We start from the raw sequence: 25,032 nt of genomic DNA, 5'->3' as shown, positions 1-25,032 counted from the left end.
AAGCAGTTTCACGCACCACGTGAACACACTCTGATCAGTCGACAGGAGAACGCACCGTGCGCCTACTTCGACATCACCTCCGCTGGGCCTCCCTCGCCGCGGCCGTCACCAGCGTCGCCGCCCTCGCCGGGCCCGCCGTTCCGGCCCGGGCCGCGACCCCCGGCTCCGCCGTCCTCGACGCGGGCCACCAGAGCGCGACCTGGCAGAGCCCCCGGTACGCCAAGGGGACGCTCGGCGGCGCCGCCGACTGCCCGCCGGCCGCACAGGACCCGGACGGCGCGGTCTGCGACCACTTCGACCTGACCGTCGACGTCCCGGCCGGGTACTGGGACGACAACCCCGAGGGCGGCGTCCCGGTCTCCATCCAGTGGCAGACCCCCACCGACGACTTCGACCTGTACGTCTACGACGCCAACGGCAAGGAGGTCGCCCAGAGCGCGGGCACCGCCGACCCCGAGGCGACGGTGATCCCCCGGGCCTCCGGCACGTACCACGTCCTGGTCGTCCCCTACGACGTGCACGACAACTCCTACACCGGCCGGGCCTATCTGCCGCAGACCGCCGACGCGGGCGACCTCACCGCCTTCGACGGCTCCCAGGGCAGCTACGACATCGCCGCGGGCGCCCTCAAGGCCAAGGTCGACTTCCTGGCCGACGACCAACTGCGCCTGCGGGCCGCCCCGGACGGCGTCCTCACCGACCCGGCCGGCAGCACCATCATCCGCAAGCAGCCCGAACTCCAGCGCGACACCAGCACGTTCGACGCCGGCGCGTACTACGGGATCCGCTCCGGCGGCCTGGTGCTGCGGGTCTACAAACACCCTCTGCGGTTCGGCCTCTACCGGGCCGACGACCGCACCGCCCTCTGGCAGGAGGACGCACCACTGCGCTGGAGCACCAGCGGGCTGCGGCAGAGCCTGGTGCGCGGCGCCGACGAGCAGTTCTTCGGCGGCGGCGAGCAGAACGGCGCCTTCTCGCACCGCGACAAGACCATCCACGTCGCCAACAGCTCCAACTGGAACGAGGGCGGCTACAACAACTCGCAGCCGTTCTACGTCTCCAGCGCCGGCTACGGGGTCTTCCGCAACACCTTCGCGCCGGGGATCTACGACTTCGGCTCGCCCGTCCGCACCGGGCAGCAGGAACGGCGCCTCGACGCCTACTACTTCACCGGCGACGTGAAGTCGGTGATCGGCCGGTACACCGCGCTGGTCGGCAAACCCTTCATGCCGCCCGTCTACGGCCTGGAGCCCGGCGACTCCGACTGCTACCTGCACAACGCCAACCGCGGCGAGCGGCACACCCAGGACGCGGTGAAGGTCGCCGACGGCTACGCCGAGAACCAGATGCCGCTGGGCTGGATGCTGGTCAACGACGGCTACGGCTGCGGCTACGAGGACCTCGCGAAGACCGGCGAGGGCCTGCGGAAGGACCACGCGCAGCTCGGGCTCTGGACGCAGAACGGCCTGCCCAACCAGGCCGAGGAGGTCAAGGCCGGGGTCCGGGTCCGCAAGCTCGACGTCGCCTGGGTCGGCAACGGCTACGACTTCGCGCTGAACGCCTGCGACCAGGCCAAGGCCGGCATCGAGGACAACAGCGACGCCCGCGGCTTCGTCTGGCTGCCCGTCTCCTGGGCCGGCGCGCAGCGCTGCGGCGTGCTCTGGAGCGGTGACCAGAGCCTCTCCTGGGACTACATCCGCTGGCAGATCCCCACCTACGCCGGCGCGACCATGTCCGGCATCGCGTACAACACCGGTGACATCGGCTCCATCTTCCGGCGCGACCCGAAGATGTACGCCCGCGACCTGCAGTGGAAGGCCTTCCTCCCGGCCGTCATGACCATGGACGGCTGGGCGAAGGACATGGCCGGCAAGGAGCCCCGCGACCAGCAGCCCTGGCTCGACGGGGAGCCGTACACCTCGGTCAACCGCAAGTACCTGCAGCTGAAGGAGCGGCTGCTGCCGTACATGTACACCCTGTCGGCGGAGGCCACCAGGACCGGCGTCGGCGCGGTCCGGCCGCTCGCCCTGGAGTACCCGGACGACCCGGCGGCCCTCGGGCCGAACGCGACCTACGAGTTCCTGGCCGGACCGGACTTCCTGGTCGCACCGGTGTACTCGGACACCTCGGTGCGCGACGGCATCTACCTGCCCGAGGGCACCTGGACCGACTACTGGACCGGGCACACCTACCAGGGCCCGACCACGATCAACGGCTACTCCGCGCCGCTCGACACGCTGCCGCTGTTCGTCAAGGGCGGCTCGATCGTCCCGATGTGGCCCAAGGGCACGCTCTCCTGGCAGAACCGGGACCGGACCGAACTCGACTACGACCTCTACCCGCAGGGCGACTCCTCCTACACCCTGTACGAGGACGACGGCACCACCCGGCAGTTCGCCCAGGGCGCCTCGGCCACCCAGCAGGTCGACGTGCACGCGAACCGCGCCGTCACCGTCGTCAAGGTCGGCGCCAGCGTGGGAAGTTACGCCGACAAGCCGGCCCGCCGGGCGTACCGCTTCACCGTGCACGGCCAGCCCGCCCCGCGCCAGGTCGTCACCGAGGGCGGCCTGCTGCCGCGGCTCGACTCCGCGGCCGCGCTCGGCTCCGCCTCCTCCGGCTGGTACTACGACGCCGCGACCGGGGTGACGGAGATCAGGACGCCGGCCGTCTCCACCGACCACGGCTTCTCGCTCCAACTGATCCACGGCGGCCACTGACCGGCCCGTCCCACGGGGGGCTCCCGCGCCCGGGCGGCGCGGGAGCCCTCGGGCGTCCGGCCGTGGGCGGGGGCGTTCCTGGGACGCTCCAGGGGCGTTCCGGGGGGCGTTCCGGGGGGCGAGGAACATCGGCGCGACCGCGAAGACGGCACCGTCGTCGTCCGGCGAACCCGCTCCGGTTCCGTGCCGGTGCGTCAGTACCGGTCGTGTGCCGGTGGGTTCATGCCGCGGTCGCTCCTTCGGCGCCTGCCGGGGCCGGGGTTCCACCCGGTGGGCGCCACCCGAACCCACGGGAGGGGTCGGACATCTGGCTGACCGTCAGATCGCCGTGTAATGTCACACTCCATGATGCCCGCCCGCCGCGCCGTCCTGGCAGCGACCCTCATCGGCGTGCTCTCCACGCCACTGCTGCCGGCCACCACCTCGGCAGCCGAGGACCGGTCTGCCTGTCGCACCGTCACCTCTCCTCCGACCGACCGGGAGCAGGACCGCCTCGGGGACACCCGGACAGCGGCCTTCACCGAGGGGGCGGCCCTCGGCGACTTCGTCCGACGCTTCCCCGCCGCCCTGTGCAGTACCCGGAACGCGGCCGAGGCCGGACGGCTCGTGGAGGCCTGGGGACGGGCCCTCTGGTCGGCGGCGACCGACCGCGCGCAGGAACGGCGCCCCGGCGGCGACCTGCCCGCCCGGGACGACCGCCCGCTCTACTGGACCCGGCTCGCCATGACCGTCCAACTCGCCCGGTGGCAGCCCGACTTCCCCTTCGACGCCATGGCCCTGCGGGAACGGTTCGAGGACGCCTCCCGAGGGCTGGCGGAGAACGACTTCACCGGCACCCCGGGCCTGCGGCGAATATTCGTCAGCGGCTTCGACCCCTTCGGCCTCGACGACGAGCTTCGCCGCGCCAACCCCTCCGGCTCCGCCGCCCTGCAGCTGAACGGCCGCCGGATCACCCTCGCCGACGGCACCCGGGCCGAGATCAGGGCCGTCCTGCTCCCCGTCCGCTACGCCGACTTCGACCACGGCATCGTCGAGCGCGCCTTCGGCCCGCGCCTCACCCCCGGCCCCCGGTCCGCCGACCTCATCACCACGATCAGCCAGGGCTACCCCGGCCTGTTCACCCTGGAGGCGTGGGCGGGGCGAGCCCGCTCCGCCGACCCGTACCCCGACAACACCGGCACGCTCTCCGGCGGTACCCGGGAGCACCCGGTGACCGCCCCCGGGCTCGGCCCCGGAGCGGAGTTCATCCCCACCACCCTCCCGACCGGCGCGATGACCGCCGTCCAGCAGCCGTACCCCTCCCTGCTGAACACCGAGGTCACCGAGATCCCGGCCGGGGACGAACAGCCGGTCGACCGCGCGGACGGGCCGACCCCGGGGTCGCGGGCCGTCGCCGGCGGCGGCGGTGGCTACCTCTCCAACGAGGTGGCCTACCGCTCCAACCGGCTGCGGCTGGACCTCGCCCCGCGGCTGCCCGGCGGCCACCTGCACACGCCCGTCCTCACCGGCCTGCCCGACCGGCCCGACCGGCTCACCGGTCCGGACTTCGAGCGGAACGAGGCCGCGATCACCGACGAAGTCCTCGACATCCTCCGGCACGCGGCCTTCTGACCCCACCGCCTGCCCGCCCCGCCCTCAGTCGAAGCACCCGGCGACTCGTACGATGATCATCGTGACAGAGGTGACGGGGTGAGCGGGCAGACGGGCGCGGCCCGGGCGGTGACCGACGTGCTGCAGCCGCGCAACGTGCTGCTGGCGGGGATGGTCGCGATCGGGGTCGCCGCGGCGGGTGACTGGACCGGGGTCGGCTGGGGGCTGCTGGGCGCGCTGTGCGCCGGACTGGTGCCGGCCGGGTACATCGAGTGGGAACGGCGGCGCGGCACCTGGGGTGACCGGCACGTGGTGGACCGGCGGCAACGCGGGCCGATCTTCCTGGTGATCCTCGGCTCGATCGGGTCCGGGGCGCTGGCGATGCTGCTCGGGCACGCGCCGCGCGGGATCCTGGTGGCGATGCTGGCGCTGTGGGCGATGACGGTCGTCCTGCTCGCCGTCAACACGGTCTGGAAGATCAGCGTGGACTCCGCGGTGGCCTCGGCCGTGGTGGCACTCGCGGCGGCGGTGCACTCGCCGTGGTGGTGGGGCTGCGGCCCGGCGGTGGTCGCCGTGTGCTGGTCGCGGGTGGCTCTGCGCTACCACACGCTCGGCCAGACGGTGGCGGGCGCGGGACTGGGAACGGCCACCGGCGCGGCCGCCTGGGCGTTCCTCGGCTGACCGCCGGGAGGGCGCGGCGTCAGCCCGCCTCCCGGGCCCGCTCGGTGATGTTGCGGGCCATCCCCCCGAAGACGGCTGCGTGGAAGGGGGCGACCGCCCACCAGTAGGCGTGGCCGGCCAGTCCGTGCGGGTGGAACAGCGCCCGCTGGCGGTAGTGCGTGCCGCCCTCGCCGTCCGGGCCGACCGACAACTCCAGCCAGGCCAGGCCCGGCAGCCGCATCTCGGCTCGCAGCCGCAGCAACCGCCCCGGTTCGATCTCCTCGACGCGCCAGAAGTCCAGCGAGTCGCCGACCCGCAGCCGGGCCGGGTCCCGCCGCCCGCGGCGCAGGCCGACGCCGCCGACCAGGCGGTCCAGCCAGCCGCGCAACGCCCAGGCGAGCGGGAAGGAGTACCAGCCGTTGTCGCCCCCGATGCCCTCGACGACCTGCCAGACGGCACTCGGGGAGGCCCCGACGGCGCGTTCCCGGACGTCCTCGTAGAGGCTGCCGCCCGCCCAGCCGGGGTCGGTGGGCAGCGGGTCGCTGGGCGCGCCGGGGAGGGAGGCCGAGGACCAGCGGGTGACCACCTCGGCGTCGCGGATCCGGCGCAGGGCGAGCTCCACCGCCCGGTCGAAGCCGATCAGGCCGCCGGCCGGGTCGGGCACCCAGCGGGCGATGTCGTGCTCGCCGCACACCACCTCGTGCCGCAGCGACTCGACCAGCGGCCGGGCGATGGCGTTCGGCACCGGGGTGACCAGGCCCACCCAGTGGCTGGACAGCCCCGGGGTGAGCACCGGCACCGGGACGATGACGCGCCGGCGCAGCCCGGCGACCCGGGCGTAGCGGCGCATCATGCCCCGGTAGGTCAGGACGTCGGGCCCGCCGAGGTCGAAGGTCCGGTTGACCCCGGACGGCAGCCCGGCCGCGCCGACCAGGTAGCGGAGCACGTCCCGTACGGCGATCGGCTGGATACGGGTCCCCACCCAGCTCGGGGTGACCATCACCGGCAGCCGCTCGGTGAGGTAGCGCAGCATCTCGAACGACGCGCTGCCGGATCCGATGATCACCGCGGCGCGCAGTTCCGCGGTGGGCACGCCGCTGCGCCGCAGCGTGCGGCCGACCTCCGCGCGCGAGCGGAGGTGCGGCGAGAGCTGCTGCTCGGGCACCCCGCCGGGGATCAGTCCGCCCAGGTAGACGATGCGGGCCACGCCGGCCGCGGCGGCGGCCTCGCCGAACGCGCGGGCGGCCTCGCGGTCGGTCTGCTCGAACCCGGGCCCGGTGCCCAGCGAGTGGACGAGGTAGTAGGCGACGTCCACCCCGTCGACGGCGGCGGGGATTGTGTCCGGCCGGGTGACGTCGCCGGTGACGGTCTCGACCTGCGCCCGCCACGGCTGGTCGCGCAGCCGGCCGGGGTCGCGGACCAGGCAGCGCACCGGGTGTCCGGCCGCGAGCAGTTCGGGGACCAGGCGGCCGCCGATGTAGCCGGTGGCGCCGGTCACCAGGCAGCGCGGCGGGGTGGGAGGCTGATGGGTCATGCCGGCTCCTCCGCCCGGTGGCCGCAGGCCGCCGGGCCCAGCTCGGTTCCCGGGGTCGGTGTGAACCCAGGATCTCGCGTGCCGTCCGGATCCGGCGACCGGGCGGACCGGGCGGCCAGGTCTGTGGCCGGGCCGGTGGTGGCCGGGCCGGTGGTGGCCGGGCCGGGGGCCGGGCCGGTGCCGAAGGTCCGCCCGGCGCCGTTGGTGACGCGCCGGCGCCGGGTGGAGCTCACCGCGGCCCCCGGCGGCGCGGGACCAGCCGCAGGGACAGCAGGGCGCGGCCCACGGTGGCTCCCCCGTACACCGAGAAGCCCACCCCGATCAGCCAGGACTGGACGACCAGTACCGTGCCGACCGGCCCGTACGAGACCACGTTGGCCACGATCAGCGGTGCGAACACCAGCCGGGAGAACGCCCGCAGGCCGGCCAGCGCGAAGACGGTCGCGGCCGCGCCCGGCAGCAGCCTGCGCCAGGAGACCCGCGCGCCGAGCAGCAGGCGTTGCAGCCACCAGAAGAGCAGGATCCCGCCCCCCACCGTGGCGGCCACCCTCAGGGCCGGCTGCGCGGCGGTGTGCTCCCAGGGGACCCGGCTCCAGGCCGCGACCAGGATGTAGCCGATCAGCCCCGCCAGGGCCGCGGCCTGCCGCCACACGCTGCGCCAGGCGGCGGGCGCCAGCTGCCAGATCCGCTCGTACGCGGTCTGCAGGGCGGTCATCAGGGTGACCCCGAACACCGCGAGCGCGGCGAGGCTGAGGCCGGTGGCGGTGCTGAGAACCTCCCGCCGCGAGGCGAACAGCTGCGCCACCGCCGCCGACGACCGGCCGGACAGGCCGAGGCCGTCGGCGATCCAGTCGGCGATTCCGCTGCCGCGGGTCGGTGACGCGGCGGCGATCACCACGAGCAGCGGCACGAGCGTCACGAAGCACAGCGCCGCGAACGCCATCGCCCGGTGCAGCAGCTCGACCTCGCGGCCCCGCCGCCACGTCACGGCGACCACGCTCCGGGCGCGGCGGATCACGGCAGCGGTACGGCGTGCAGGCATCGCATCGAGGTGGGCCCGGGCGGGTCGGCGACCGGCTCGGCCACCCCGCCGTTCACGTAGACCAGGAAGGTCCCCGTGTCGTCGGTGTAGACCGGCCGTCCGTCCGGCCCGGTCGTGTGCGTCAGGCTCACGACGACGACGCGCGGCTCGGCGTGGGCGCCCGGGGCGCCGGGGATCGTGACGGCGTATCGCTCGATGTGTTCCATGGCGGCCTCCTGATGCCGCTCCGTCCGGCCGGCGGGGCCGGACGGGTGTGCCGGGGCCGTCCGCACAGACCTCCTCCCCCCGGGGGCCCGTGGGCGCATCTGCCCTGCTCTCCCGGGGGCAAACGACCTCCGGGTCCCGTGAGCGGTCGACCGCCGGGTCGCCGGGGCGAACGACCTCCGGGCAGACCGTCCGTCGGCGGACCGCCCGTGAGCGGTCGACCGCCGGGCGATCCCCCGTCAGGAGGCGTCCGCCGCCGGATCGGCCAGCCGCTCCCGCAGGCTGCCGAGCGTGGCGGCCAGGAGCCGGGAGACGTGCATCTGGGAGCAGCCGATCTGCTCGGCGATCTCCGACTGGGTGCAGTCGCCCCAGAACCGCAGCATCAGGATCGTGCGCTCGCGCGGCGAGAGCTCGCCGAGCAGCGGCCGCACGGACTCCCGGAACTCCACCAGGGCGAGGTTCCGGTCGCGCTCGCCCAGCCGGTCGATCAGCGCGCTGCCCGTCTCGTCCTCGCGGTCCTCACGCAGCGCGTCCAGCGAGTCCGAGCGGTAGGCACGGCCCACGCCGAGCGCGGCGGCGACCTCGGCGACGTCCAGCTCCAGCTCCTCGGCGAGCTCCTCCGCGGTGGGCAGCCGCCCGAGCTCCTGCTCCAGGACGTCCGAGCGCCGGGCGACCCGCAGGTAGAGCTCCTGGAGGCTGCGCGGGACCCGCACCGGCCAGGAGGTGTCACGGAAGAACCGTTTGATCTCACCGACGATCGTCGGGATCGCGTACGTCACGAACTCCACGCCCCGCCGGTGGTCGTAGCCGTCCACCGCCTTGATCAGCCCGACCGTGCCGACCTGCAGGAGGTCCTCCAGCTCGGCGGAGCGGTTGCGGAAGCCGGAAACGACGAACCGCACCAGCGGCATGTTGAGCTCGATGATCGTGCCGCGTACGTAGCTGTAGGCGTCCGACTCGCGGTCCAGGCCGGCGAGGCGCTCGAACAGCGCGTCGCTCCGCGCCCGGGCCTCGGTCTTGCCCATGCCCCGCAGCTCGTCGCGGGTCGGTCGGTGGAAGTCCAGCGCTCGTGGCGCGCTCGCGGGCAGCACCGCAGTGGTGAGGGCGGACACGGGGTCATCTCCCTGGCTTGTCCCCGCGCCGCCTCACCCCCGGACGGGGTGATGCCTCCACCCGTGCGGCGGCCACGGACAGCCACGACGGGGGCACGCAGGGATCGGATGATGGGAGACCGTGACACCCGGCTTCTTCAGGCGGCGGCGTCCCGGCACGGTGACCGTGCCGTGAATCCGGCGGCTGCGAGACCGCCGGTGCGGAGGGGGCGGCAAGCCCGGCACTCCGTTCTCCGTTTATGCCCGGCCGCCGGGCGGATCAACCTTTTCCGGAGGCGCCCGCCACGGGGCGTGGCGACGAACGGACGATCGTCATGGCGACGGACGTGGTCCTGCGCCGTTTCCCGGTCCGCCGACCGGGCAGACGCGCGGCCCGGGGACCGACTCGCGCGCCGAGGAGACCGGCCATGGCCGCCACGACCGCGCCGCCCCTGCCCCGCACTGCACGGCCCCGCACCGCACCGCCCCATCGAGCAGACCCGACAGGACGTGATCGCATGACCTCCCTCGGACACCTCCCCTCCGACGGGGAGTCCGCCGGTGCCGGGCTCCGGGACCGGGCCCGCCGGGCCGGGGGCTGAGGTGGCCGGGATCATGGACGACGCCGCGTTCGGACGGCTGCTGGGCACGGTGCTGGAGGAGTCGCACACCACGGCCCCCGGCGCCCTGCCGGCCCTCATCGGCCGCACCGCCGCCGCCATGGGCCTGGCGGGCGCGGCCGTGTACCTGGCGGACGTCCAACAGGGTCGGCTGGTCGCCCTTCCGTCCGACGCGCCCTCCGACAGGGCGGATCCGGCGGCCGGGCAGGCGGGCGACGTGCTGGAGATCGACGGGACGCTGGCGGGGTGGGCGTACCGGACGATGTCGGAGCGGCTCTCCTCGGGCCCCGGGCTGACCCTGTGGCTCCCGCTGGCCGACGGGATCGAGCGGATCGGGGTGCTGCGGGTGTCGGCCGCCTCGCTGGATGCCGCGACGATCGACCGGTGCCGGACGCTGGCCTCGCTGACCGCCCTCCTCGTGGCGTCGAAGTCGGCGTTCAGCGACACCGTGGCGCGGACGGTACGGCGCCGCCCGATGACCCTGCAGGCCGAGCTGGCGTGGGCGTTCATGCCGCCCATGACCCTGGGCACCCGCCAGGTCACCTCCAGTGCCGTGCTGGAGCCCGCGTACGAGATCGGCGGGGACGCCTTCGACCACAGCCTCGACGAGGGGCGGCTGCACCTGGCGGTCGTCGACGCGATGGGGCACGACCTCGCGGCCGGCGGGGCGTCGGCGGTGGCGCTGGCCGGGTGCCGGTCGGTCCGCCGGGCCGGCGGCGGCCTCGCCGAGATCGTGGCGGCCGTCGACGGGGTGCTCGCCCGCTGGATACCGGGCCGGCTGCTGACGGCGGTCTTCGGCGAGATCGATCTCGCCGGCGGCCGGTTGTCGTGGGTCAACTGCGGCCATCCGCCGCCGCTGCTGATCCGCCGCCAGCGCGTCGTGCCCGACGCCCTGCGGCGGCGCTCCGAGCTGCCGCTCGGACTGGGCGAGGGCTACCCGGTGGCGAACCGGACGGTCCACCACACCCAGCTGGAGCCGGGTGACCGGGTCCTCGTCCACACCGACGGGGTGACCGAGGGCCGGGGCCCCACCGGAGAGCATTTCGGCGAGCAGCGGCTGCTCGACCTGGTCGTCCGCTCGGTGGCGGCCGGTGAGCCGGCCCCCGAGGCGCTGCGCCGGCTGGTGCGTGCCCTTCTCGACTACCAGGGTGCGGGTCTTCGCGACGACGCCACCGTACTGCTCGCGGAATGGCACCCGGCGCCGTGACGCCGGGCCCTCGCGCCCGCACCCGCACCCGCACCCGCACCCGCACGACGGAAGGTCCTGGCCGCTCGGGTGTCGGGCGTAGCACCGGCCCGGCGCCGGTGAACACGGTCTCGGGCGTGCTGCCGGAGCCGCGCCGGTGAGCCTCCGCCGGCGCGGCCCGGGCGCCGGCCGTCTCAGGACAACCGGATGCCGATGACGCAGGTGTCGTCGTACGGGTTGGGTGCCTTGAGCCGGCGCAGTACGTGGTCGAGGCAGCCGGGGATCCCCGGCACCCTGTACTCCTCGACCGCCCTGAGCAGCCGGTCGAGGCCGCGGTCGAGGCCCTCGCCGCGGCGCTCGACCAGTCCGTCGGTGAAGAGCAGGACCAGGTCGCCCGGCGCGAGCGTCAGGACGGTGCTGCGGTAGACGGCGCCGGGGTGGGCGCCGAGCAGCGGTCCCAGGGGCGGGTCGAGGTAGCGGCCGACACCGTCGTGGACCAGCAGGGGCGGCAGGTGCCCGGCCCTGGCCCAGGTGAGGGTGCGCCGCCCGGTGTCGAGCCGGCCGCAGACGGCGGTGGCGATGAACTCGCCGCCGAGGTGGCAGAGCATCTGGTTGAGGCGCTGGAGCAACTGGTCCGGTTCGGCACCGGTGAAGGCGAGGCCGCGCAGCGCGTCGCGCAGTTGCGCCATGCCGGCGGCGGCGCGCAGACCGTGGCCGGAGACGTCGCCGACCACGATGAGGACGGTGCCGTCGGGGAGGGTCAGGGCGTCGTACCAGTCGCCGCCGACCTGGGTGTCGCTCTCGGCCGGCAGGTAGCGGGCCGCCATGTCGAGGTTGGGCGCGGGCGGGCCGTTCGGCACGTCCATGAGCGCGTGCTGGAGGGCGCGGACGGCACGGTGCTCGACGGCCGTCTGACGGACCTGTTCGGCCAGCCGGGCCCGGGTGTCGGCGAGCGCCTTCTCGGTGTGCCGCCAGGCGGTGATGTCCTGGATGACGCCGCGTACGGCGAGAGCCTCGCCGTCCAGCTGCCCGGGGACGGTCTCGGCGATGGCCCGGACGGCCCGGCTGACGCCGTCGGCGCGGACGACCCGGAACTCGAGCGTGGCGGAGGTGTGGCCGGCGAGCAGCCTCTCGGCCAGGAGCCGGACGGCGGCGCGGTCGGCCGGTGCGATGGCGGCCTCCGCCTCGGCCGGGCCCAGCGTGCCGGGCTCGGCCCGTTCCGGCAGGCCGAGCAGCCGGAAGACCTCGGGCGAGCAGTCGAGTCTCGCGGCGGAGACCTCCCACTGCCAGGTGCCGAGGCCGGCCAGCCGTTGCGCCTGGGCGAGCTGCTGTTCCCGGCGTTCCTGCTCGTCGTGGGTGCGCCAGCTGACCAGGACGCCGTCGAGGAACGGGGTGGCATGGAGGGTCATGGTCGAGCCGTGGACCGCGCCGCCGACGACCTCGACGTACTGCTCGGCCTCACCCCGGTAGGGCACGCCGCCGGCCGCGACGTCGAGCAGGTGCTGGAAGGTGCCGGAGGAGACCATGCCGGGGTAGAGCTCGCTGAGCAGCCGGCCGACGATGTCCTGACCGGTGCGCCCGGCCAGGTCGACGGTGGCGGCGTTGGCGTGCCCGACCCGAAGGTCGGTGACCTTCCCCTCGGGCTCGCGGACGGCGTGCAGGATCAGGACGGGGTCGAGGAGCGCGTCGAGCACCGCCCGGAACCACGGCTCGCCGGCCGGCACCGGAGCTTCCTCCTCCGCGCCCGGGGTGAGCACGCGCAGCAGCTGGGCGGCGCACAGCCGGGCCAGGGCGGAGAGGTGGTGCGCGGTGGGCCCGTCGGCGTGGAAGTCGCCGGGCCAGCCGAGCTTCATCGCGCCGATCAGCTGTTCGCCGGTGCGCAGCGGCAGCGCGCAGACGGTGTCGCCGGGGACGAGGTCCTCCCCCTTCAGGTCGGGGTAGCGCGTGGCGAAGTCGGAGCGGCCGCGCACCCACACGGTCGCCCCGGCGCGGGCGGCGTCGGTCAGCGGCAGGGACATGTGCGGGGGAATGCGCTGCCACTGGCTGAGCTGGTGGGCGGGCACCCCGTGGCTGGCGACCAGCCTCAGCGCGCCGTCGGGCTCCAGGACGGTGAGGGCCACCGCGCCGACACCCAGCGGGGCGAGGGCGGCCTCGATGAGCAGGGCGGCCAGCTCGTCCGGTGTCTCGGCCGAGCCGAGGGCCGAAGCGGTGACGTGGTAGCGGGCGGCGTACTCGCCCCCGGCCGCGGGAGCACCCGCCCGCGGCTGCGGGGGGTCGGGGCCGCGCACCACGGGGGCGGGCGGCGGCGCGAAGGACGGACGCCGCTCCACCACGGGGAGGTGCTCATCGGCCTCGGGCGGCGCGACGGTCCCGAGGAGGTCGGCGGCGATGTCGACGAGTTTGCGGTTGCTGTCCTGGGAGAGCTGGACGAGGTGGCTGAACGCCTCGTCCGGGGTGCACCCGATCCGTTCGGTCAGGATGCCCTTCGCCTGTTCGATCACGGCACGCGTCCGCATCGCGCGGCGCTGGCCCTCCACCTCGCTGCGCAGCCGGTCGATGGTGGCCCGTAGCCGGGCGCTCTCGCTGTGCGATTCCGACATCCGCGCCCCCTGGTCTGTCCTGCCAAGGTCCCGGTTCGCGTCTCTGGGCTGCCGGGGACGGTGCGAGGCACCGTGTTGAGGTGTGGGTCCAGCTTAGGCCGGTGGCCCGGGCGGTGCCGCGTGCGGGCGGGGCGTCCGTCGGCGGCGCGGGGCGTGGGCGCCGTCAGTTCAGTGCGGGTCGCGTCCGGTCGCGGGGCCCAGGCGGGCCGGCGGGGCGGCGATCTCCGACCACACGGTCTTGCCGCCCGCGTCCGGCACGCTGCCCCAGGCCCAGGAGAGCAGCGCGACCACACGTAGCCCGTGCCGGCCGGGGACCGCCGGATCGTCGTTGCTCCGGAGTACCGGCGGTTCGGGGCTCTCGTCCGACACTTCCACGCGCAGCCCCGACGGCGAGTGGCGCAGCCGCAGCTCGATCGGACCGCCGGCGTGCCGGGCGGCGTTGGTGACCAGCTCGCTGACGACCAGCAGGACGTCCTCGGCCACCGCCCGGCGCTCGTCCCCGGCGGCCGGGAGCCAGCCCCAGTCGAACAGGGCCGCGCGGGTGAACTCGCGGGACCTGGTGACCGCTCCCCTGCCGGAGACGAGGGCCAGGCTGCGCTGGTCGGCGGCGGGTGGCATCAGCCGTCCTGGCCGGCGAGCGCCTCGGCCATCGAGGGGGCGATGCGGAAGATCTCGGCCGCGCCGGTGATCTCCAGCATGCGGGCCACCATCGGGCTGGGACCGGCGAGCACCAGCACCCGGCCGCCGCCCTCGGCGGCGAGGCGGGTGCGCAGCAGCACGTTCAGGCCGGTGGAGTCGCAGAAGGAGAGGCCGTCGCAGTCGATCACGACCGGCCCGGGCGGGCCGTGCAGGGCCGTTTCCAGGGCTTCCCGCAGAGGCTGCGCCGTGTCGTGGTCCAGCTCGCCCTCGGGGCGGACGACCACGCTCCGCCCCGAGGCGCTGACCGTCACCGTGAGCCCCGCCGGGCCACCGTCGGCTTCCATGGCCTCCGCTCCTCCCATGTCCTTGTTCAACGATAGGCCGCGTGTACTCTCAGCGGTCGCGGACGGTCGTCTCGACGATCTTGCCCGTGGCCGTGCGGACGGCGTGCACCCGGTGGCCGATCGTGGCCACCACGAGCAGTCCGTACCCGCCCGGCCCGGGCCGGGCGGCCGGGTGGAGAAGCTCCGGGCTGGTGTCCTCGACCGCGATCTCGACGCCCGCGTCGGCGACCGCCATGCTCAGCGTGCACGGGCCCGGCGCGTGACGGCATGCGTTGCCCACCAGCTCGCCGACCACCAGCAGCGCGTCCTGGCAGGTCTGGGGGCTCAGCCGGCCCCTGCCGAGACCGGCCAGCTCACCGAGGAAACGGCGCGCGGCGCGCCTGGCCCTGGCCTCCGAGCCCGGGGCGCCGTCGAGGTCGACCTCGAGCGAGGGGACACATCGCATGACGTCACCTCGGCTCTCCTCGCGTCCGGTCCGGACCTCGCGCCTACCCCACCGCAGCCGGCGTAACCTGCGGCTCCGATGCCGGGAGGGGCACCGTTCGGGACGGTGACACCGCTCGGGACGAGACACCGCTCGGGACTAGACACCGTTCGAAACGAAGGCCGCTCGGGACGAAGGCCGCCGGCCCCCGACAGCCGTCCAGGGCGCCGCGCCGACCGTGGGCCGGCGCGGCGCCCTGGAAGACGGGGGCCTTCTGTCGTTCCGGGCGGCCTCAGGCCGGGGTGAGGCGGCCCCGCCATCCGCCGCTCTCGCCGCCGCGTCCCTCGATGAATCCCTTGAAGCGGTCGAGATCGCCCTTCACCCGCCAGTCGACCATGCCGAGCGTGTCGGCCGCCGACTCGGCCAGGCCCTCCGGCTCGAACTCCATCGCCAGGATCACCCGGGTGTGGTTCTCGTCGATCTTTCGGAAGGTCACCATGCCCATCTGCTGCACGTCCCCGCCGACGGTCCGCCAGGACACGCGCTCGTCGGGCAGCTGGTCGACGATCTCGGTGTCGAACTCGCGGCTCACGCCCGCGATGCTGGTCTTCCAGTGGTTGTGCCGGTCGTCGACCTGCCGGACCTCCTCCACGCCGTCCATGAAGTTCGGGAACTCCTCGAACTGCGTCCACTGGTTGTACGCGGTGTGCAGCGGCACGTCCACGTCGATCGATTGCCGCACCATGCTCATGAGTGCTCCTCCTCGTCGGCGGTCAGTCCTTGGCGGCGTCCTTGACCTTCTGGGCGGCCTGCTTGAGGTCGCTCTTGGCCTGGGTCGCCCGGCCCTCGGCCTTCAGAACGGGGTCGTCCGTGGCCCTGCCGACGGACTCCTTCGCCTTGCCCTTCGCCTTCTCGGCGACGTTCTTCACCTTGTCCCCGGCGCCCATGGCGTCGCTCCTCTGCTCTCGGCCCGGCCGTGGTCCGGCCGGCGTCCCGGGGCGTCTGCTCCGGTTGGCGGACCTCAAACCGCCCGGCCGGCCCGGGCTTGGCCCCGCCCCTGGCGGGTAGCCGCGGGAGGCGGCGGTGTCCCCCGGCCCTCCCGTTCGCCGGCACCGCACCGCGGGAAGGAGGCCGACGTGCGGCCGCTGCGTTTCGGTGTGGAGGAGGAGTACCTCCTCGTGGACACCCGGACCAGGACCACGGTGCCCCGGGCGCCCTCCGTGCTGCGGGACGTGTCGCGCGTACTCGGCGACCGGGCACAGGCGGAGTTCTACGCCACCCAGATCGAGGGCTGCACTCCCCCGGTACGCACCGCCGCCGAGCTGCGCGCACACCTGCTGGCGGTCCGGGCGGCCCTGACGGCGGCGGCGGCCCGGGCCGGCTGCCTGCTGGTCGCCTCCGGGTCGGCCGTGCTGCCGAGCGCCCATCCGCTGCCGGTCACCGACGCACCGCGCTACCGGCGCATCGCCGGCCTTGTGGGGCCGGGCGTCGCGGACCAGGCCGGCGGGGAGGTCTGCGGCTGCCACGTCCATGTCGGCGACCTGACCCGGGGCGAGGCTCTCGCGGTGAGCACCCGCCTGAGCCCGTGGCTGCCGGTCGTCCAGGCCCTCGGTGCGAACTCGCCGTTCTGCGAGGGCGCGGACCGCGGCGGGGCGAGCTCGCGGGCGGCACACTACGAACGCTGGCCGACGGTCGGTCCGGCCCCGAGCCTCGACGAGACCGGGTACGAGCGGTACGTCGAGCGGCTGGTCGCCGACGGCACCGTCGTCGACCGGCGGATGATCTACTGGTACGCCCGCCCGTCCGAGCACCTGCCCACGTTGGAGGTGCGGATCGCGGACGTGAACGCCGACGTCGGGGTCCCGGTGCTGATCGCGGTGCTGCTCCGCGGGCTGACCCGCGTCCTGCTCTCGGAGACGGACCGGCCGTGTCCGCCCGTCGGGGAGCGGCTGCTGCGCGCGGCCCACCGGCGGGCCGCGGCGGCCGGGCTGCACGGCACCGCCCTGGACGTGCGCGGCGGCGACGACGCGCCCAGGTCCGCGCCGGTGTCCGTGCTGCTCGGCGAGCTGCTGGAACGGGCCGCGCCGGGCCTGGCGGCAGAGGGCGACCTCGACCTGGCCCGGCGGCTCTCCGCCCGGCTGCTGGCCTGCGGCGCCGGCGCGGACGCCCAGCGGGCCGCTTTCGCCCGGCGCGGCCTGCTGCCGGACGTGGTCGACGCGCTCGCCGCGCTGACGGCGGGCGGCGGGACGTCGGGCGGCCGGACCACGGGGCGGCCGGAGTCCGAGTGAGCCGGCCCGTGCCGGGCAGACGCGCGCTGGGGGCCGCCGAACCGGAGGTGTGACCACCATGCCCCGCCCGCAACGAACTCCGCTCCGCCGCCGGGTACTGATGTGCCCGCCCACCTACTTCTCGGTGGACTACACGATCAACCCGTGGATGGACCCGGAACGACCGGTCGACCGGCGGCGGGCGGTCCGCCAGTGGGAGGAGCTGGTGGGTGTGTACCGCTCGCTGGGGCACCTGGTGGAGTTCGCCGACCCGGTGCCGGGGCTGCCCGACATGGTGTTCAGCGCGAATGCCGCCACCGTGGTCGACGGGAGGGTGCTGATCGCCCGCTTCCGCCATCCGCAACGGGCACCGGAGGCGGTGGCGTTCTGGCGCTGGTTCGCCGGCCGTCCGTTCCCGGAGGTCGGCATGGCGGCGCACGTCAACGAGGGGCAGGGCGACATCCTCACCGCAGGCCGCATCCTGCTCGCCGGCACGGGGTTCCGCACCGAGCCGGCGGCCCACGACGAGGTCCGCCGCCGCCTCGGCCTCCCGGTGGTGACCCTGCGGCTGGCGGACCCCTGCTTCTACCACCTCGACACCGCGCTGTGCGTGCTGAGCGAAACCGAGGCGCTGTACTACCCCGGCGCGTTCGACCGGCCGAGCCTGGCGGCGCTGACGGCGCTGTTCCCGGACGCCCTGCTCGCCACCCGGGAGGAGGCCGGCCGCTTCGAGGTGAACGCCTTCAGCGACGGCCACCACGTCGTGCTCCCCGTCACCGCGGACCGGCTGGCCGCACGCCTCGCCGGTCGCGGGTTCGAGCCGGTCGGCGTCGACGTGTCGGAGTTCCGCAAGGCCGGCGGCGGGGCCAAGTGCTGCACCCTCGAACTCGCCGCGGCCTGACCGCAGCCGCCCTCCTCCCCCGGAGACCACCACCAGGAGACCAGCGTGAGGAGACCACCGTGATCGAGACCTCCCGACCGCCCCGCCTGCCCGCCCCGCGCGGCCCGCTCTCCGAGGCCGTCCGGACCGTCCTCGCCTCGGGCCCGCCCGGCGCCGCGGGCCTGCCCGACCCCGTCCCGGTGCGCACGCAGGACCCGTGGGGCGAGGACCTTCAGCTGGCCCTCTACGTCTGCTACGAGCTGCACTACCGCGGCTTCGGGGGCGTCGACCCGGGCTGGGAGTGGGACCCTGAACTCTTGCGACTGCGCCGCACGTTGGAACGGCACTTCCTGGCCGCCGTACGGGCGGAGGCGGGCGGGCCGCCGCCGCTGGACGACCTGCTCGAACGGCTGCTCACCGAGCCGCGCACCGGCACCGGCCCCTCCCACTTCCTGCTGGCCGACGGACGGCGCTGGCAGGCCTGCGAGTACCTGGTGCACCGCTCGCTGTACCACCTCAAGGAGGCCGACCCCCAACTGTGGGCGGCGCCCCGCCTCGGCGGCGCGGCGCAGGCGGCCTTCCTCGCCGTCGAGTACGACGAGTACGGGGCGGGGCACCCCGATCGGGCGCACTCCCGGCTCTTCGCCGAGATGATGGCGGACTTCGGCCTGGACCCCACGTACGGCCACTACGTCGACGCGGCGGCCGCCCCGGCGCTGGCGGTGGTCAACCTGATGTCGCTGTTCGGTCTCCACCGAGCCCTGCGCGGCGCGCTGGTGGGGCAGTTCGCGGCGGTGGAGATCACCTCCTCGCCCGGGTCCGCCCGGCTGGTCCGGGCGTTCGAGCGGCTCGGCGCGGGGCCGGCCGGCATCCGCTTCTACCAGGAGCACGTGGAGGCCGACGCCGTGCACGAGCAGCTGGTCCGGCACGGGGTGATCGCCCCGCTCCTCGCGGCGGAGCCCGGGCTGGCCGGCGACGTCGCCTTCGGGGTCGCCGCGAGCTCGCTCGCCGAGGAGCACCTGGCCGACCACCTGACCGGCGCGTGGGCTGCCGGGCGCAGCTCACTGCGCGGCGGACCGCTCGCCGGAACCGGGTGGACCGCCCGGGCCGGGTGAGCCGCCGGGGCGGTGACGACGGTGGCTGGTGTCGCAGAAGGGGTAGCGGCGGCTGCGGCCGCAGGTGCACAGGGCCACCACCGGACGGTCGGAGCAGACGGTGGTGCCGTCCGGGAGCACGATCTCGACCGGGCCCTCGATCAGCACCGGGCCGTGCCCGGTCGGCTGCACCCGCCGCGGGCCGCCACGGTCGGGGCGGGGCGGCTCGGACAGCACGGGCGGCTCGGACAGCACGGGCGGCTCGGACGGCTCGGACGGCTCGGACGGCTCGGACGGCTCGGGCCGCCCTGGCAGGACGGGACGGGCGGGTGGGTCAGGCAGGGCGGGCACCGCGGATCACCGCCAGTTCCTCCTCGCGAACGCCCGGGTCGATCAGGCCGCGGCTCTCGAACCAGACCGCCCGTGCGGTCATCACCGGCCCGAAGCGCTGGCGCCGCCGGGCCACCACCTCGGCCCGCAGCCCGGCCCGTTCCAGGGCTCGCACGGTCGCCCGGACGTCGGCCAGCGAGGACTGCACCAAGAGCAGCACCCCGCCGCGCGCCAACAGCCCGGGGGCCTCTCGGCAGATCCGGTCGAGCAGCAGCCGGCCGTCCGGCCCGGCGTCCCAGGCCCGCGCGACGCCCCGCCGCGGGCTCCCGGGCCGCTCGGCGGGCACGTACGGCGGGTTGCTGAGCACCAGGTCGAACCGCCGGCCCCGGACGGGGCCGGTCAGGTCGCCGTGGCGCAGCCGGACGCGACACCGGTGGAGCCAGGCGTTCGCGCCCGCGGTCGCGAGGGCCAGCCACGACACGTCCACCGCCGTCACCCGGGCACCGCGGCAGGCCGCCGCCAGCGCGATCGCACCGCTGCCGGTCCCGAGATCGAGGCAGCGCACCCCGCGCAGCGGCCCCTCCCGGGCCAGGCTCTCCGCCAACAGGGCCGTGTCGCCCTGCGCCGGGTACACACCGGGTGGTCTGAGCAGCAACATACCGCGCGCCTGCCCAGCATCCTCCTGCACAACCGGAGATTGCGGGCTTCACTCCCGTACCACCGGACGGCCCCGGCACCGCGAGTGTTTCCCGCCGAACCGGGCAGACGGAAGGGCCGGAGGTGGGGACATCATGACCCTGCTGATCATCGTCCTGCGGTTCGCTCTGTTTCTGCGGCGCAGGTCTCGCCGTCGGCGTGCTGCGCGCGGTCGACGTACTGCGGGCGCCGGCGCCCACCGGGCTCGTGGCCCGGGTGGCGGGCATCGTCCTCGCCGGCGGCTCCTCGTCCGACGTCCGACGCCGGTGGTGCCGCCGATGAGCGCCCGCCCGCCGATGGGCGGCCGCCGAGGACCGCGGAGGAGAGGACCGCGGGGGCGAGGATCGCGGGGGCCCGGGGACCGACCACCGGATGCCCGCGAGGGACGCGGACATGCCCACGAAGGAGGGCCGCCATGGCGCTCGTACTCTTCCTGATCATCATCGCGATCGTGCTCGGGCTTATCGGCGTGGTCGCCCACGGGCTGCTCTACCTGCTGTTCCTCGGCATCGCGGTACTGCTCCTCGCCCTGGGCATCTCCGCGGTCCGGTTCCGGCGCGGGGGCGGGCGCGCGACCCGGTGAGGTGGGATCGCGTGGAAAGAGGCGGCTCGGCTCCGGTCGCCTCAGCTCCGGTCGCCCAGGAGTTCGTCGCCTCAGCTCCGGTCGCCCAGGAGTTCGGCAACCGTGTCCGGGCAGTCGATGAAGGAGCTCTCCTCGCCTGCCGGGACGGCGCGGTAGGTGCGGTCGAGGAACCTGGCGAGCTCGTCGGTGCGCAACACGACCAGCGCGCAGCCCTCCGTGCCATGGATCTGGATCTGGGTGAACCCCTCCTCCCACGGGCCGACCCGGATGTCCCCGTGGCCGGAGAGCGCCTCCAGCCCGGCGGCGAAGAGGTCGCGCGCGGCGGTCCACTCCGTCTCCACGTCCTCGCACGGCCGGACCGACGCCCGGGCCGGAAAGCCGAGTGTGAGGGCGAGCGGGTCGTCACTGGCGTAGCGCGCGCAGATGCGGATCATCTGCGGCGCCGGCCCCAGGATGCAGGCCTCCACGACGTCCTCGATCAGATGGCTCACTCCGTACTCCTCCCTGCGGTGTGGTGCCCGGGCGTCTACCCGGGCCGCGGAGGTACATGTCCTCCCCGTTCGGGGGGAATGGTGGATGCCCCGTGCCCCCTCGTTCACATCTCCCGCATCGTCCCGGCCCCATCGCGCCGGCGCGGGCCCCGGGAGGGGCGCCGTTGTCACCCGCCGCACGGCACCGGGGAAACGCACGGCGCCGAGGAAAGAGGCCGCACCATGAACAGGTTCGACGCGTTCACCGCCATGCTCGACTGTCCGGTCCACGTCGTCACCGCGGCCGTCGGCGAGGAACGGGCGGGCTGTCTGGTCGGCTTCGCCGGGCAGTGCTCGATCCGGCCGCCCCGGTTCACCGTGTGGATCTCCAAGGCGAACCACACCTACGCCGTCGCCTCGCGCGCCGACACCCTGGCGGTCCACCTGCTGTCACGACAGCGCCACGACCTCGCCGAACTGTTCGGCGGCCTTACCGGCGACCGGGTCGACAAGTTCACGGCCGTCCGCTGGACCCCCGGCCCGGACGGCGTCCCCGTCCTCACCGACGCCGTCGCGTGGTTCGCCGGCCGCGTGCTCGACCGCGCCGACTGGGGCGACCACGTCGGCTTCCTCCTCGACCCGTTCGTCACCCGCACCACCACCGACCACGGCCACCCGCTCACCCTCCGCGACGTGACCGACATCGACGCAGGACACGCCGCCTGACCCTCCGGGGGGCCGGCCCGGCGACCGCTCGGGTCATCGCCGACGCCTCGGCCGGGCACGTGCCCACGGATTCGGTCACCCGGGCGGCGGCCTCGGGCACCCTCGTCAGGAGACCTCTACGCCAGAAACAGCGGGCTGCCGGCGCCCGGAAGCCGGCAGCCCGCACGGGTGGGCTCGTCGCGGTCAGCCGTGCCGCATGTCGTCCGGGTCGGCGGGAAGGCCCGCCGACGTGCCGCGGCCGCCGTCCTCCGGCAGGGGCGGCGCGCCCTCCCCCGTCATCCGCGTCTGCGGCGTCTCCCTGTCCGGCGCGTCGGCGGGACCGGTCGGCCCTGCCCCGGCCGGGGCAGCCGGCCCGCCGTCCGGTGTCAGCCGGCCGCGCCAGGCGCCCCGCTCCCGGCCCTGCTCCTCGATGAACCCCTTGAACCGCTTGAGGTCGCCCTTGACCTGCCGGTCCAGGACACCGAGCATGGCGCCCGCCCTCTCGGCCATGCCGTGGGGCTCGTAGTCCATGGCCAGGCTCACGCGGGTGCGGGCCTCGTCGATGCGCTGGAACGTCACGACGCCCATCTGCCGGACGTCGCCGCCCACGGTGCGCCAGGCGATGCGCTCGTCGGGCAGTTGGTCGACTATCTCGGTGTCGAACTCGCGCCGGGCGCCGGCGACCTTCGTCGTCCAGTGGCAGTGCCGGTCATCGGTCTGGCGGACCTGCTCCACGCCGTCCATGAACTGCGGGAAGTCCTCGAACTGCGTCCACTGGTTGTAGACGCTGTGCAGCGGGACCTCGACGTCGATGGACTCCTTCACCGTGCTCATGACGTTCCCCTTCCACAGGTGCGGCCCGGAGGTTCCGAGCCAACCGGCGCCTGCCCGCGAAGCGGGATCCCAATCAGCGGGCCAGGGCTTCGCCCCGGCGTGCGGGGCCGGCCGGGAGGCGCCCTCGACGCGCTGCGGCAGGCCTGCTCCCGGTCCCGTCACTCGCCGGCCGCGGCTGTGCGCCGGGTCAGGTCCATGTGCCAGTTGGTGATCCATGTCTGCCCGCCGTCGAGGGAGAACGCCTGCTCCCAGTGCGCGCGGTCGGCGGTGATGCCCGACCACATGAAGCGGGCCCGGATCTTGTGGCCGTCGTGCTCGTCGTCGCCGTGGAAGACGCCGGTGCCGTCCGGGCGGAAGCCGCCGCTGACCGGCGGGAAGAGGGTGCCGGTGCGCTTGCTGGCCCAGTAGAGCGACCACTGGGCGGTGGCCGGGTCGAACAGGCGCAGGGTCAGACCGGAGAAGCCCTTCGTGGGGAACTCGATCTCGTCGAAACTGGCGGCGCCGTCGAAGTGGACGGAGGCGCGGGTGACGCCGGGGAACTCCTCCCAGTGCTCCTCGCCGTCGCTGGGGTCGAGGAAGTTCTTGCGCCAGCGGTTGGCGACGTCGTAGGTGCCGGTGAGGAAAGCGAAGCCGTTGTTCGTCATGCAGCGGACGCTATGGCCACTTCCCTGACAGCTTCTGTCAGCGAAGTGGCGCGAATTGACGGCTGTGCCTGCCCGCCGGTCGGGGGCGCGGCCCGGCGCGCCCGGTGACCGGCACCGGTGGGCACACCGCGGCATGGCCGCCTACGGCCGCGGGGGCGACACTGGAGACAGCCAGGGGCGATGACGCTCGCCCTCGACCGCCCTCGATGCCGCGGCGCTGACGGCCTCCATCCGGCCAGGGCAGGAGCGGCGTGCCCGCCGGCTCGTCGAGAGCCGCGCGCGCCTCGCCGGCCTCGGCGCACCCGCCCGACTCCTGCGCGACCTGCACCACGGCCTCGGCCGGGAACTCGCGGCCCTGACCGAACGCCCCGGCGTCCGACGACCCTGACCCGTCCCGGGAGGAATCCTTGCGTCTCACCGACACCCGCACCGGCACCACCGCCGAGATCCGCCCCGCCCGGCGCGGCCTGCTGCGCGTCGTCGTCCACCTCGGGCGCCCGGAGCACCCGTTCGACCTCGCGGACCTGCGCGCCCTGCTGGTCGCCGACGTGCTGCGCCGCGTCTGCGAGCTCGGCGGGGATCTCCAGGTCGGCCTCGTGTGGGCACACCCCGACCTGCCGCCCGCCCAGGTCAAGGCGCTGGCCCGGGACGCCGACCTGATGGGCGTCCACCCGCCCGACCCCGACGGTGCCACCGCCCCGGCCGACGTCCACCTGCTCGCGCCCGGTACCGGCGCCGCCCGGCCGGTCGCCGGCGCCGTCGTCACCGCCACGGCGCCCGCCCGGCCGCCGGTCCCCGGCGAGCCACCGCTCGGATTCCTGGACCGCATGGAGGTGGAACCGCTCGCCGTCCGCCTCGCGCTGCTGCGCCACCCCTACCGCGTACCCGTGGACCTCACCCGCCGGACACTCACCGCCGCCCAGGAAACGCTCGACCGCTGGCGGCGGCTGGTCGCCGACTGGGCGCAGGAGCCCTCCCTCCCCTCGCTCGCCGACCCGACCCACCGGGCCTTCGCAGCCTTCGAGAACGACCTCGACACCGCGACCGGCCTGGCCGAGCTGGACCGGATCGCCGATGGCTCCGGGCCGGCCGGCGCCCGGTTCGAGACCTCCGTGCGCCTCGACCGCGTCCTCGGTCTCGAACTCCCGCGGGACATCGGCCGGGCCGCGCCCCGGACGAGGAGCTGAGCCGGTGACCCCGGCCCGGACCGGCGGAAGCGGCCGGGGCGGGAGGACGACACGGTGCGCGCCTGCCGCGAACGGACGGCCCGCCACGGCGCGAACGAGCCCGCCCCGGCTCAGCCGGTGCCCGCGTGGTTGTGGCCGCCCGAGCGTGGCGCGAACGGCACGCCGTGCCCGGCGGCCCAGCGCACGGCGGCCTGCACGTCGCCCTCGGTCGCACACGCCACGCCCAGGGCCGGGACGCACCGTCAGGCGGAAGGCCCCGGGCGGCCGTCGCCGAGGGCGGTCGAGGCGTCGCGGAGCGCCTGGCCCACCGCTTCGGCCTGGCACTGCCACCGGGCGAGCGCCGTCCGGAGCGCGCCACCGGTGGCGAAACCGTCGAGGGCGGCCACCGCGGAGGCACCCGAGTGGGCGCCGAGTCCGCGGATCCTGGTGTTCGCGTCGGCGAGTTCGGTCAGCGCGGCTCTCACCGGCGCGATACTCCCGGGCGGGTCGACGCCCTCGTTGTTCTTCGGCGAACCACTCACCGCTGATCATCCCCTCCCCGGTCGATGATTCGATCACGTTAGTCGGCTACAGGAATTGTTAACAACTCGTCAATATTCGCCAGCGCCTTACCTGTTGCCTTACCTGTTGCCTTCCCGGCTGCCTATCCCACTGCCCTTCCCGCTGCCTATCCCACTGCCATTCCCACTGC

General features: G+C 74.7%; 26 protein-coding genes and 1 pseudogene. 10 read left to right on the top strand and 17 right to left on the bottom strand.

Annotation, left to right across the window (positions count from 1 at the left end; genetic code table 11):
• The first annotated feature begins 56 nt into the window (after window positions 1-56).
• The 3 genes from ACZ5WK_RS29755 (at window position 57) to ACZ5WK_RS29745 (ending at window position 4,988) form a co-directional block, all read left to right on the top strand.
• On the top strand, window positions 57-2,717 hold the full coding sequence (locus ACZ5WK_RS29755; RefSeq protein WP_465551871.1) for a glycoside hydrolase family 31 protein: 2,661 nt from the start codon (window positions 57-59) through the stop codon (window positions 2,715-2,717).
• A 345-nt stretch (window positions 2,718-3,062) separates the two neighbouring features.
• Window positions 3,063-4,328, top strand: a complete 1,266-nt coding sequence (locus ACZ5WK_RS29750; protein WP_465551869.1) for a pyroglutamyl peptidase — start codon at window positions 3,063-3,065, stop codon at window positions 4,326-4,328.
• Window positions 4,329-4,406: 78 nt separating this feature from the next.
• Window positions 4,407-4,988 (top strand): hypothetical protein, encoded by a 582-nt coding sequence (locus ACZ5WK_RS29745; RefSeq protein ID WP_465551867.1) that lies wholly within the window; start codon window positions 4,407-4,409, stop codon window positions 4,986-4,988.
• Between the two features lie 19 nt (window positions 4,989-5,007).
• Here ACZ5WK_RS29745 and ACZ5WK_RS29740 read toward each other — a convergent pair whose 3' ends face one another.
• The 4 genes from ACZ5WK_RS29740 to ACZ5WK_RS29725 form a co-directional block, all read right to left on the bottom strand.
• Window positions 5,008-6,501: an SDR family oxidoreductase gene (locus ACZ5WK_RS29740; protein ID WP_465551865.1), complete on the bottom strand. Its 1,494-nt coding sequence runs from the start codon at window positions 6,499-6,501 to the stop codon at window positions 5,008-5,010.
• A gap of 229 nt (window positions 6,502-6,730) precedes the next feature.
• Window positions 6,731-7,543: a ribonuclease BN gene (locus tag ACZ5WK_RS29735; RefSeq protein ID WP_465551863.1), complete on the bottom strand. Its 813-nt coding sequence runs from the start codon at window positions 7,541-7,543 to the stop codon at window positions 6,731-6,733.
• Window positions 7,516-7,749 (bottom strand): DUF6296 family protein, encoded by a 234-nt coding sequence (locus ACZ5WK_RS29730; RefSeq protein WP_465551861.1) that lies wholly within the window; start codon window positions 7,747-7,749, stop codon window positions 7,516-7,518. The genes ACZ5WK_RS29735 and ACZ5WK_RS29730 overlap by 28 nt, the downstream gene beginning before the upstream one ends.
• 237 nt (window positions 7,750-7,986) lie before the next feature.
• Window positions 7,987-8,859, bottom strand: a complete 873-nt coding sequence (locus ACZ5WK_RS29725; RefSeq protein WP_465551859.1) for a SigB/SigF/SigG family RNA polymerase sigma factor — start codon at window positions 8,857-8,859, stop codon at window positions 7,987-7,989.
• Between the two features lie 594 nt (window positions 8,860-9,453).
• Here ACZ5WK_RS29725 and ACZ5WK_RS29720 point away from each other — a divergent pair.
• On the top strand, window positions 9,454-10,665 hold the full coding sequence (locus ACZ5WK_RS29720; protein ID WP_465551857.1) for a PP2C family protein-serine/threonine phosphatase: 1,212 nt from the start codon (window positions 9,454-9,456) through the stop codon (window positions 10,663-10,665).
• Between the two features lie 173 nt (window positions 10,666-10,838).
• Here the strand turns inward: ACZ5WK_RS29720 and ACZ5WK_RS29715 are convergent, their stop codons facing one another.
• The 6 genes from ACZ5WK_RS29715 to ACZ5WK_RS29690 form a co-directional block, all read right to left on the bottom strand.
• Entirely contained in the window at window positions 10,839-13,244 is a 2,406-nt protein-coding gene (locus ACZ5WK_RS29715; RefSeq protein WP_465551855.1) for a SpoIIE family protein phosphatase, read from the bottom strand.
• Window positions 13,245-13,412: 168 nt separating this feature from the next.
• Entirely contained in the window at window positions 13,413-13,862 is a 450-nt protein-coding gene (locus ACZ5WK_RS29710; RefSeq protein WP_331741570.1) for an ATP-binding protein, read from the bottom strand.
• Window positions 13,862-14,227, bottom strand: a complete 366-nt coding sequence (locus tag ACZ5WK_RS29705) for an STAS domain-containing protein (protein ID WP_465551853.1) — start codon at window positions 14,225-14,227, stop codon at window positions 13,862-13,864. The genes ACZ5WK_RS29710 and ACZ5WK_RS29705 overlap by 1 nt, the downstream gene beginning before the upstream one ends.
• Before the next feature lie 49 nt (window positions 14,228-14,276).
• Window positions 14,277-14,672 carry an ATP-binding protein gene (locus ACZ5WK_RS29700; protein WP_465551851.1) on the bottom strand — a complete coding sequence of 132 codons (396 nt, stop codon included), beginning with the start codon at window positions 14,670-14,672 and terminating at the stop codon, window positions 14,277-14,279.
• A gap of 271 nt (window positions 14,673-14,943) precedes the next feature.
• Window positions 14,944-15,402, bottom strand: coding sequence for an SRPBCC family protein (locus ACZ5WK_RS29695; protein WP_465551849.1), 459 nt, complete (start codon window positions 15,400-15,402; stop codon window positions 14,944-14,946).
• A gap of 22 nt (window positions 15,403-15,424) precedes the next feature.
• A complete protein-coding gene (locus tag ACZ5WK_RS29690) occupies window positions 15,425-15,598 on the bottom strand; it encodes a CsbD family protein (RefSeq protein ID WP_465551847.1) in 174 nt (57 codons plus the stop codon).
• 189 nt (window positions 15,599-15,787) lie between these two features.
• On the opposite strand from ACZ5WK_RS29690, the gene ACZ5WK_RS29685 reads away from it, so the two are divergent.
• From ACZ5WK_RS29685 to ACZ5WK_RS29675, 3 genes are read left to right on the top strand one after another with little or no spacing between them, the layout of a single operon-like run.
• Window positions 15,788-16,939 carry a carboxylate-amine ligase gene (locus ACZ5WK_RS29685; protein WP_465551845.1) on the top strand — a complete coding sequence of 384 codons (1,152 nt, stop codon included), beginning with the start codon at window positions 15,788-15,790 and terminating at the stop codon, window positions 16,937-16,939.
• A 58-nt stretch (window positions 16,940-16,997) separates the two neighbouring features.
• On the top strand, window positions 16,998-17,819 hold the full coding sequence (gene ddaH / locus ACZ5WK_RS29680) for a dimethylargininase (RefSeq protein ID WP_465551843.1): 822 nt from the start codon (window positions 16,998-17,000) through the stop codon (window positions 17,817-17,819).
• Window positions 17,820-17,878: 59 nt separating this feature from the next.
• Window positions 17,879-18,913 carry an iron-containing redox enzyme family protein gene (locus ACZ5WK_RS29675; protein ID WP_465551841.1) on the top strand — a complete coding sequence of 345 codons (1,035 nt, stop codon included), beginning with the start codon at window positions 17,879-17,881 and terminating at the stop codon, window positions 18,911-18,913.
• Here ACZ5WK_RS29675 and ACZ5WK_RS29670 read toward each other — a convergent pair.
• Both ACZ5WK_RS29670 and ACZ5WK_RS29665 read right to left on the bottom strand, forming a co-directional pair.
• On the bottom strand, window positions 18,860-19,126 hold the full coding sequence (locus tag ACZ5WK_RS29670; RefSeq protein WP_465551911.1) for a CDGSH iron-sulfur domain-containing protein: 267 nt from the start codon (window positions 19,124-19,126) through the stop codon (window positions 18,860-18,862). The two genes, ACZ5WK_RS29675 and ACZ5WK_RS29670, sit on opposite strands and share 54 nt — an antisense overlap.
• Before the next feature lie 100 nt (window positions 19,127-19,226).
• Window positions 19,227-19,880, bottom strand: coding sequence for a HemK2/MTQ2 family protein methyltransferase (locus ACZ5WK_RS29665; protein ID WP_465551839.1), 654 nt, complete (start codon window positions 19,878-19,880; stop codon window positions 19,227-19,229).
• 453 nt (window positions 19,881-20,333) lie between these two features.
• On the opposite strand from ACZ5WK_RS29665, the gene ACZ5WK_RS29660 reads away from it, so the two are divergent.
• On the top strand, window positions 20,334-20,501 hold the full coding sequence (locus ACZ5WK_RS29660; protein WP_331741551.1) for a hypothetical protein: 168 nt from the start codon (window positions 20,334-20,336) through the stop codon (window positions 20,499-20,501).
• A gap of 71 nt (window positions 20,502-20,572) precedes the next feature.
• On the opposite strand, the gene ACZ5WK_RS29655 is transcribed toward ACZ5WK_RS29660, so the two are convergent.
• Window positions 20,573-20,992, bottom strand: coding sequence for an SsgA family sporulation/cell division regulator (locus ACZ5WK_RS29655; protein WP_465551837.1), 420 nt, complete (start codon window positions 20,990-20,992; stop codon window positions 20,573-20,575).
• 222 nt (window positions 20,993-21,214) lie between these two features.
• Here ACZ5WK_RS29655 and ACZ5WK_RS29650 point away from each other — a divergent pair, with 222 nt between their 5' ends.
• Window positions 21,215-21,697 carry a flavin reductase family protein gene (locus ACZ5WK_RS29650; protein ID WP_465551835.1) on the top strand — a complete coding sequence of 161 codons (483 nt, stop codon included), beginning with the start codon at window positions 21,215-21,217 and terminating at the stop codon, window positions 21,695-21,697.
• A gap of 360 nt (window positions 21,698-22,057) precedes the next feature.
• Here ACZ5WK_RS29650 and ACZ5WK_RS29645 read toward each other — a convergent pair.
• Window positions 22,058-22,510, bottom strand: a pseudogene (locus tag ACZ5WK_RS29645) (SRPBCC family protein); the annotation flags it as partial.
• Window positions 22,511-22,668: 158 nt separating this feature from the next.
• Window positions 22,669-23,154, bottom strand: a complete 486-nt coding sequence (locus ACZ5WK_RS29640; protein WP_465551833.1) for a hypothetical protein — start codon at window positions 23,152-23,154, stop codon at window positions 22,669-22,671.
• Between the two features lie 407 nt (window positions 23,155-23,561).
• On the opposite strand from ACZ5WK_RS29640, the gene ACZ5WK_RS29635 reads away from it, so the two are divergent.
• Window positions 23,562-24,341: a hypothetical protein gene (locus ACZ5WK_RS29635; protein ID WP_465551831.1), complete on the top strand. Its 780-nt coding sequence runs from the start codon at window positions 23,562-23,564 to the stop codon at window positions 24,339-24,341.
• Window positions 24,342-24,451: 110 nt separating this feature from the next.
• On the opposite strand, the gene ACZ5WK_RS29630 is transcribed toward ACZ5WK_RS29635, so the two are convergent.
• Together ACZ5WK_RS29630 and ACZ5WK_RS29625 are read right to left on the bottom strand one after the other, a co-directional pair.
• The gene (locus tag ACZ5WK_RS29630) at window positions 24,452-24,562 is read right to left on the bottom strand and encodes an FAD-binding protein (RefSeq protein WP_465551829.1); all 111 of its coding nucleotides are present in this window, start codon (window positions 24,560-24,562) and stop codon (window positions 24,452-24,454) included.
• A 21-nt stretch (window positions 24,563-24,583) separates the two neighbouring features.
• Complete coding sequence (locus ACZ5WK_RS29625) at window positions 24,584-24,862, bottom strand: hypothetical protein (RefSeq protein ID WP_465551827.1); 279 nt, start codon at window positions 24,860-24,862, stop codon at window positions 24,584-24,586.
• Between the last annotated feature and the right edge of the window lie 170 nt (window positions 24,863-25,032).

It is taken from the genome of Kitasatospora sp. NPDC032757 (assembly GCF_055579305.1).
Note: the sequence above shows the minus strand (reverse complement) of the source record. Positions and strands in the feature narration are given on the sequence as shown.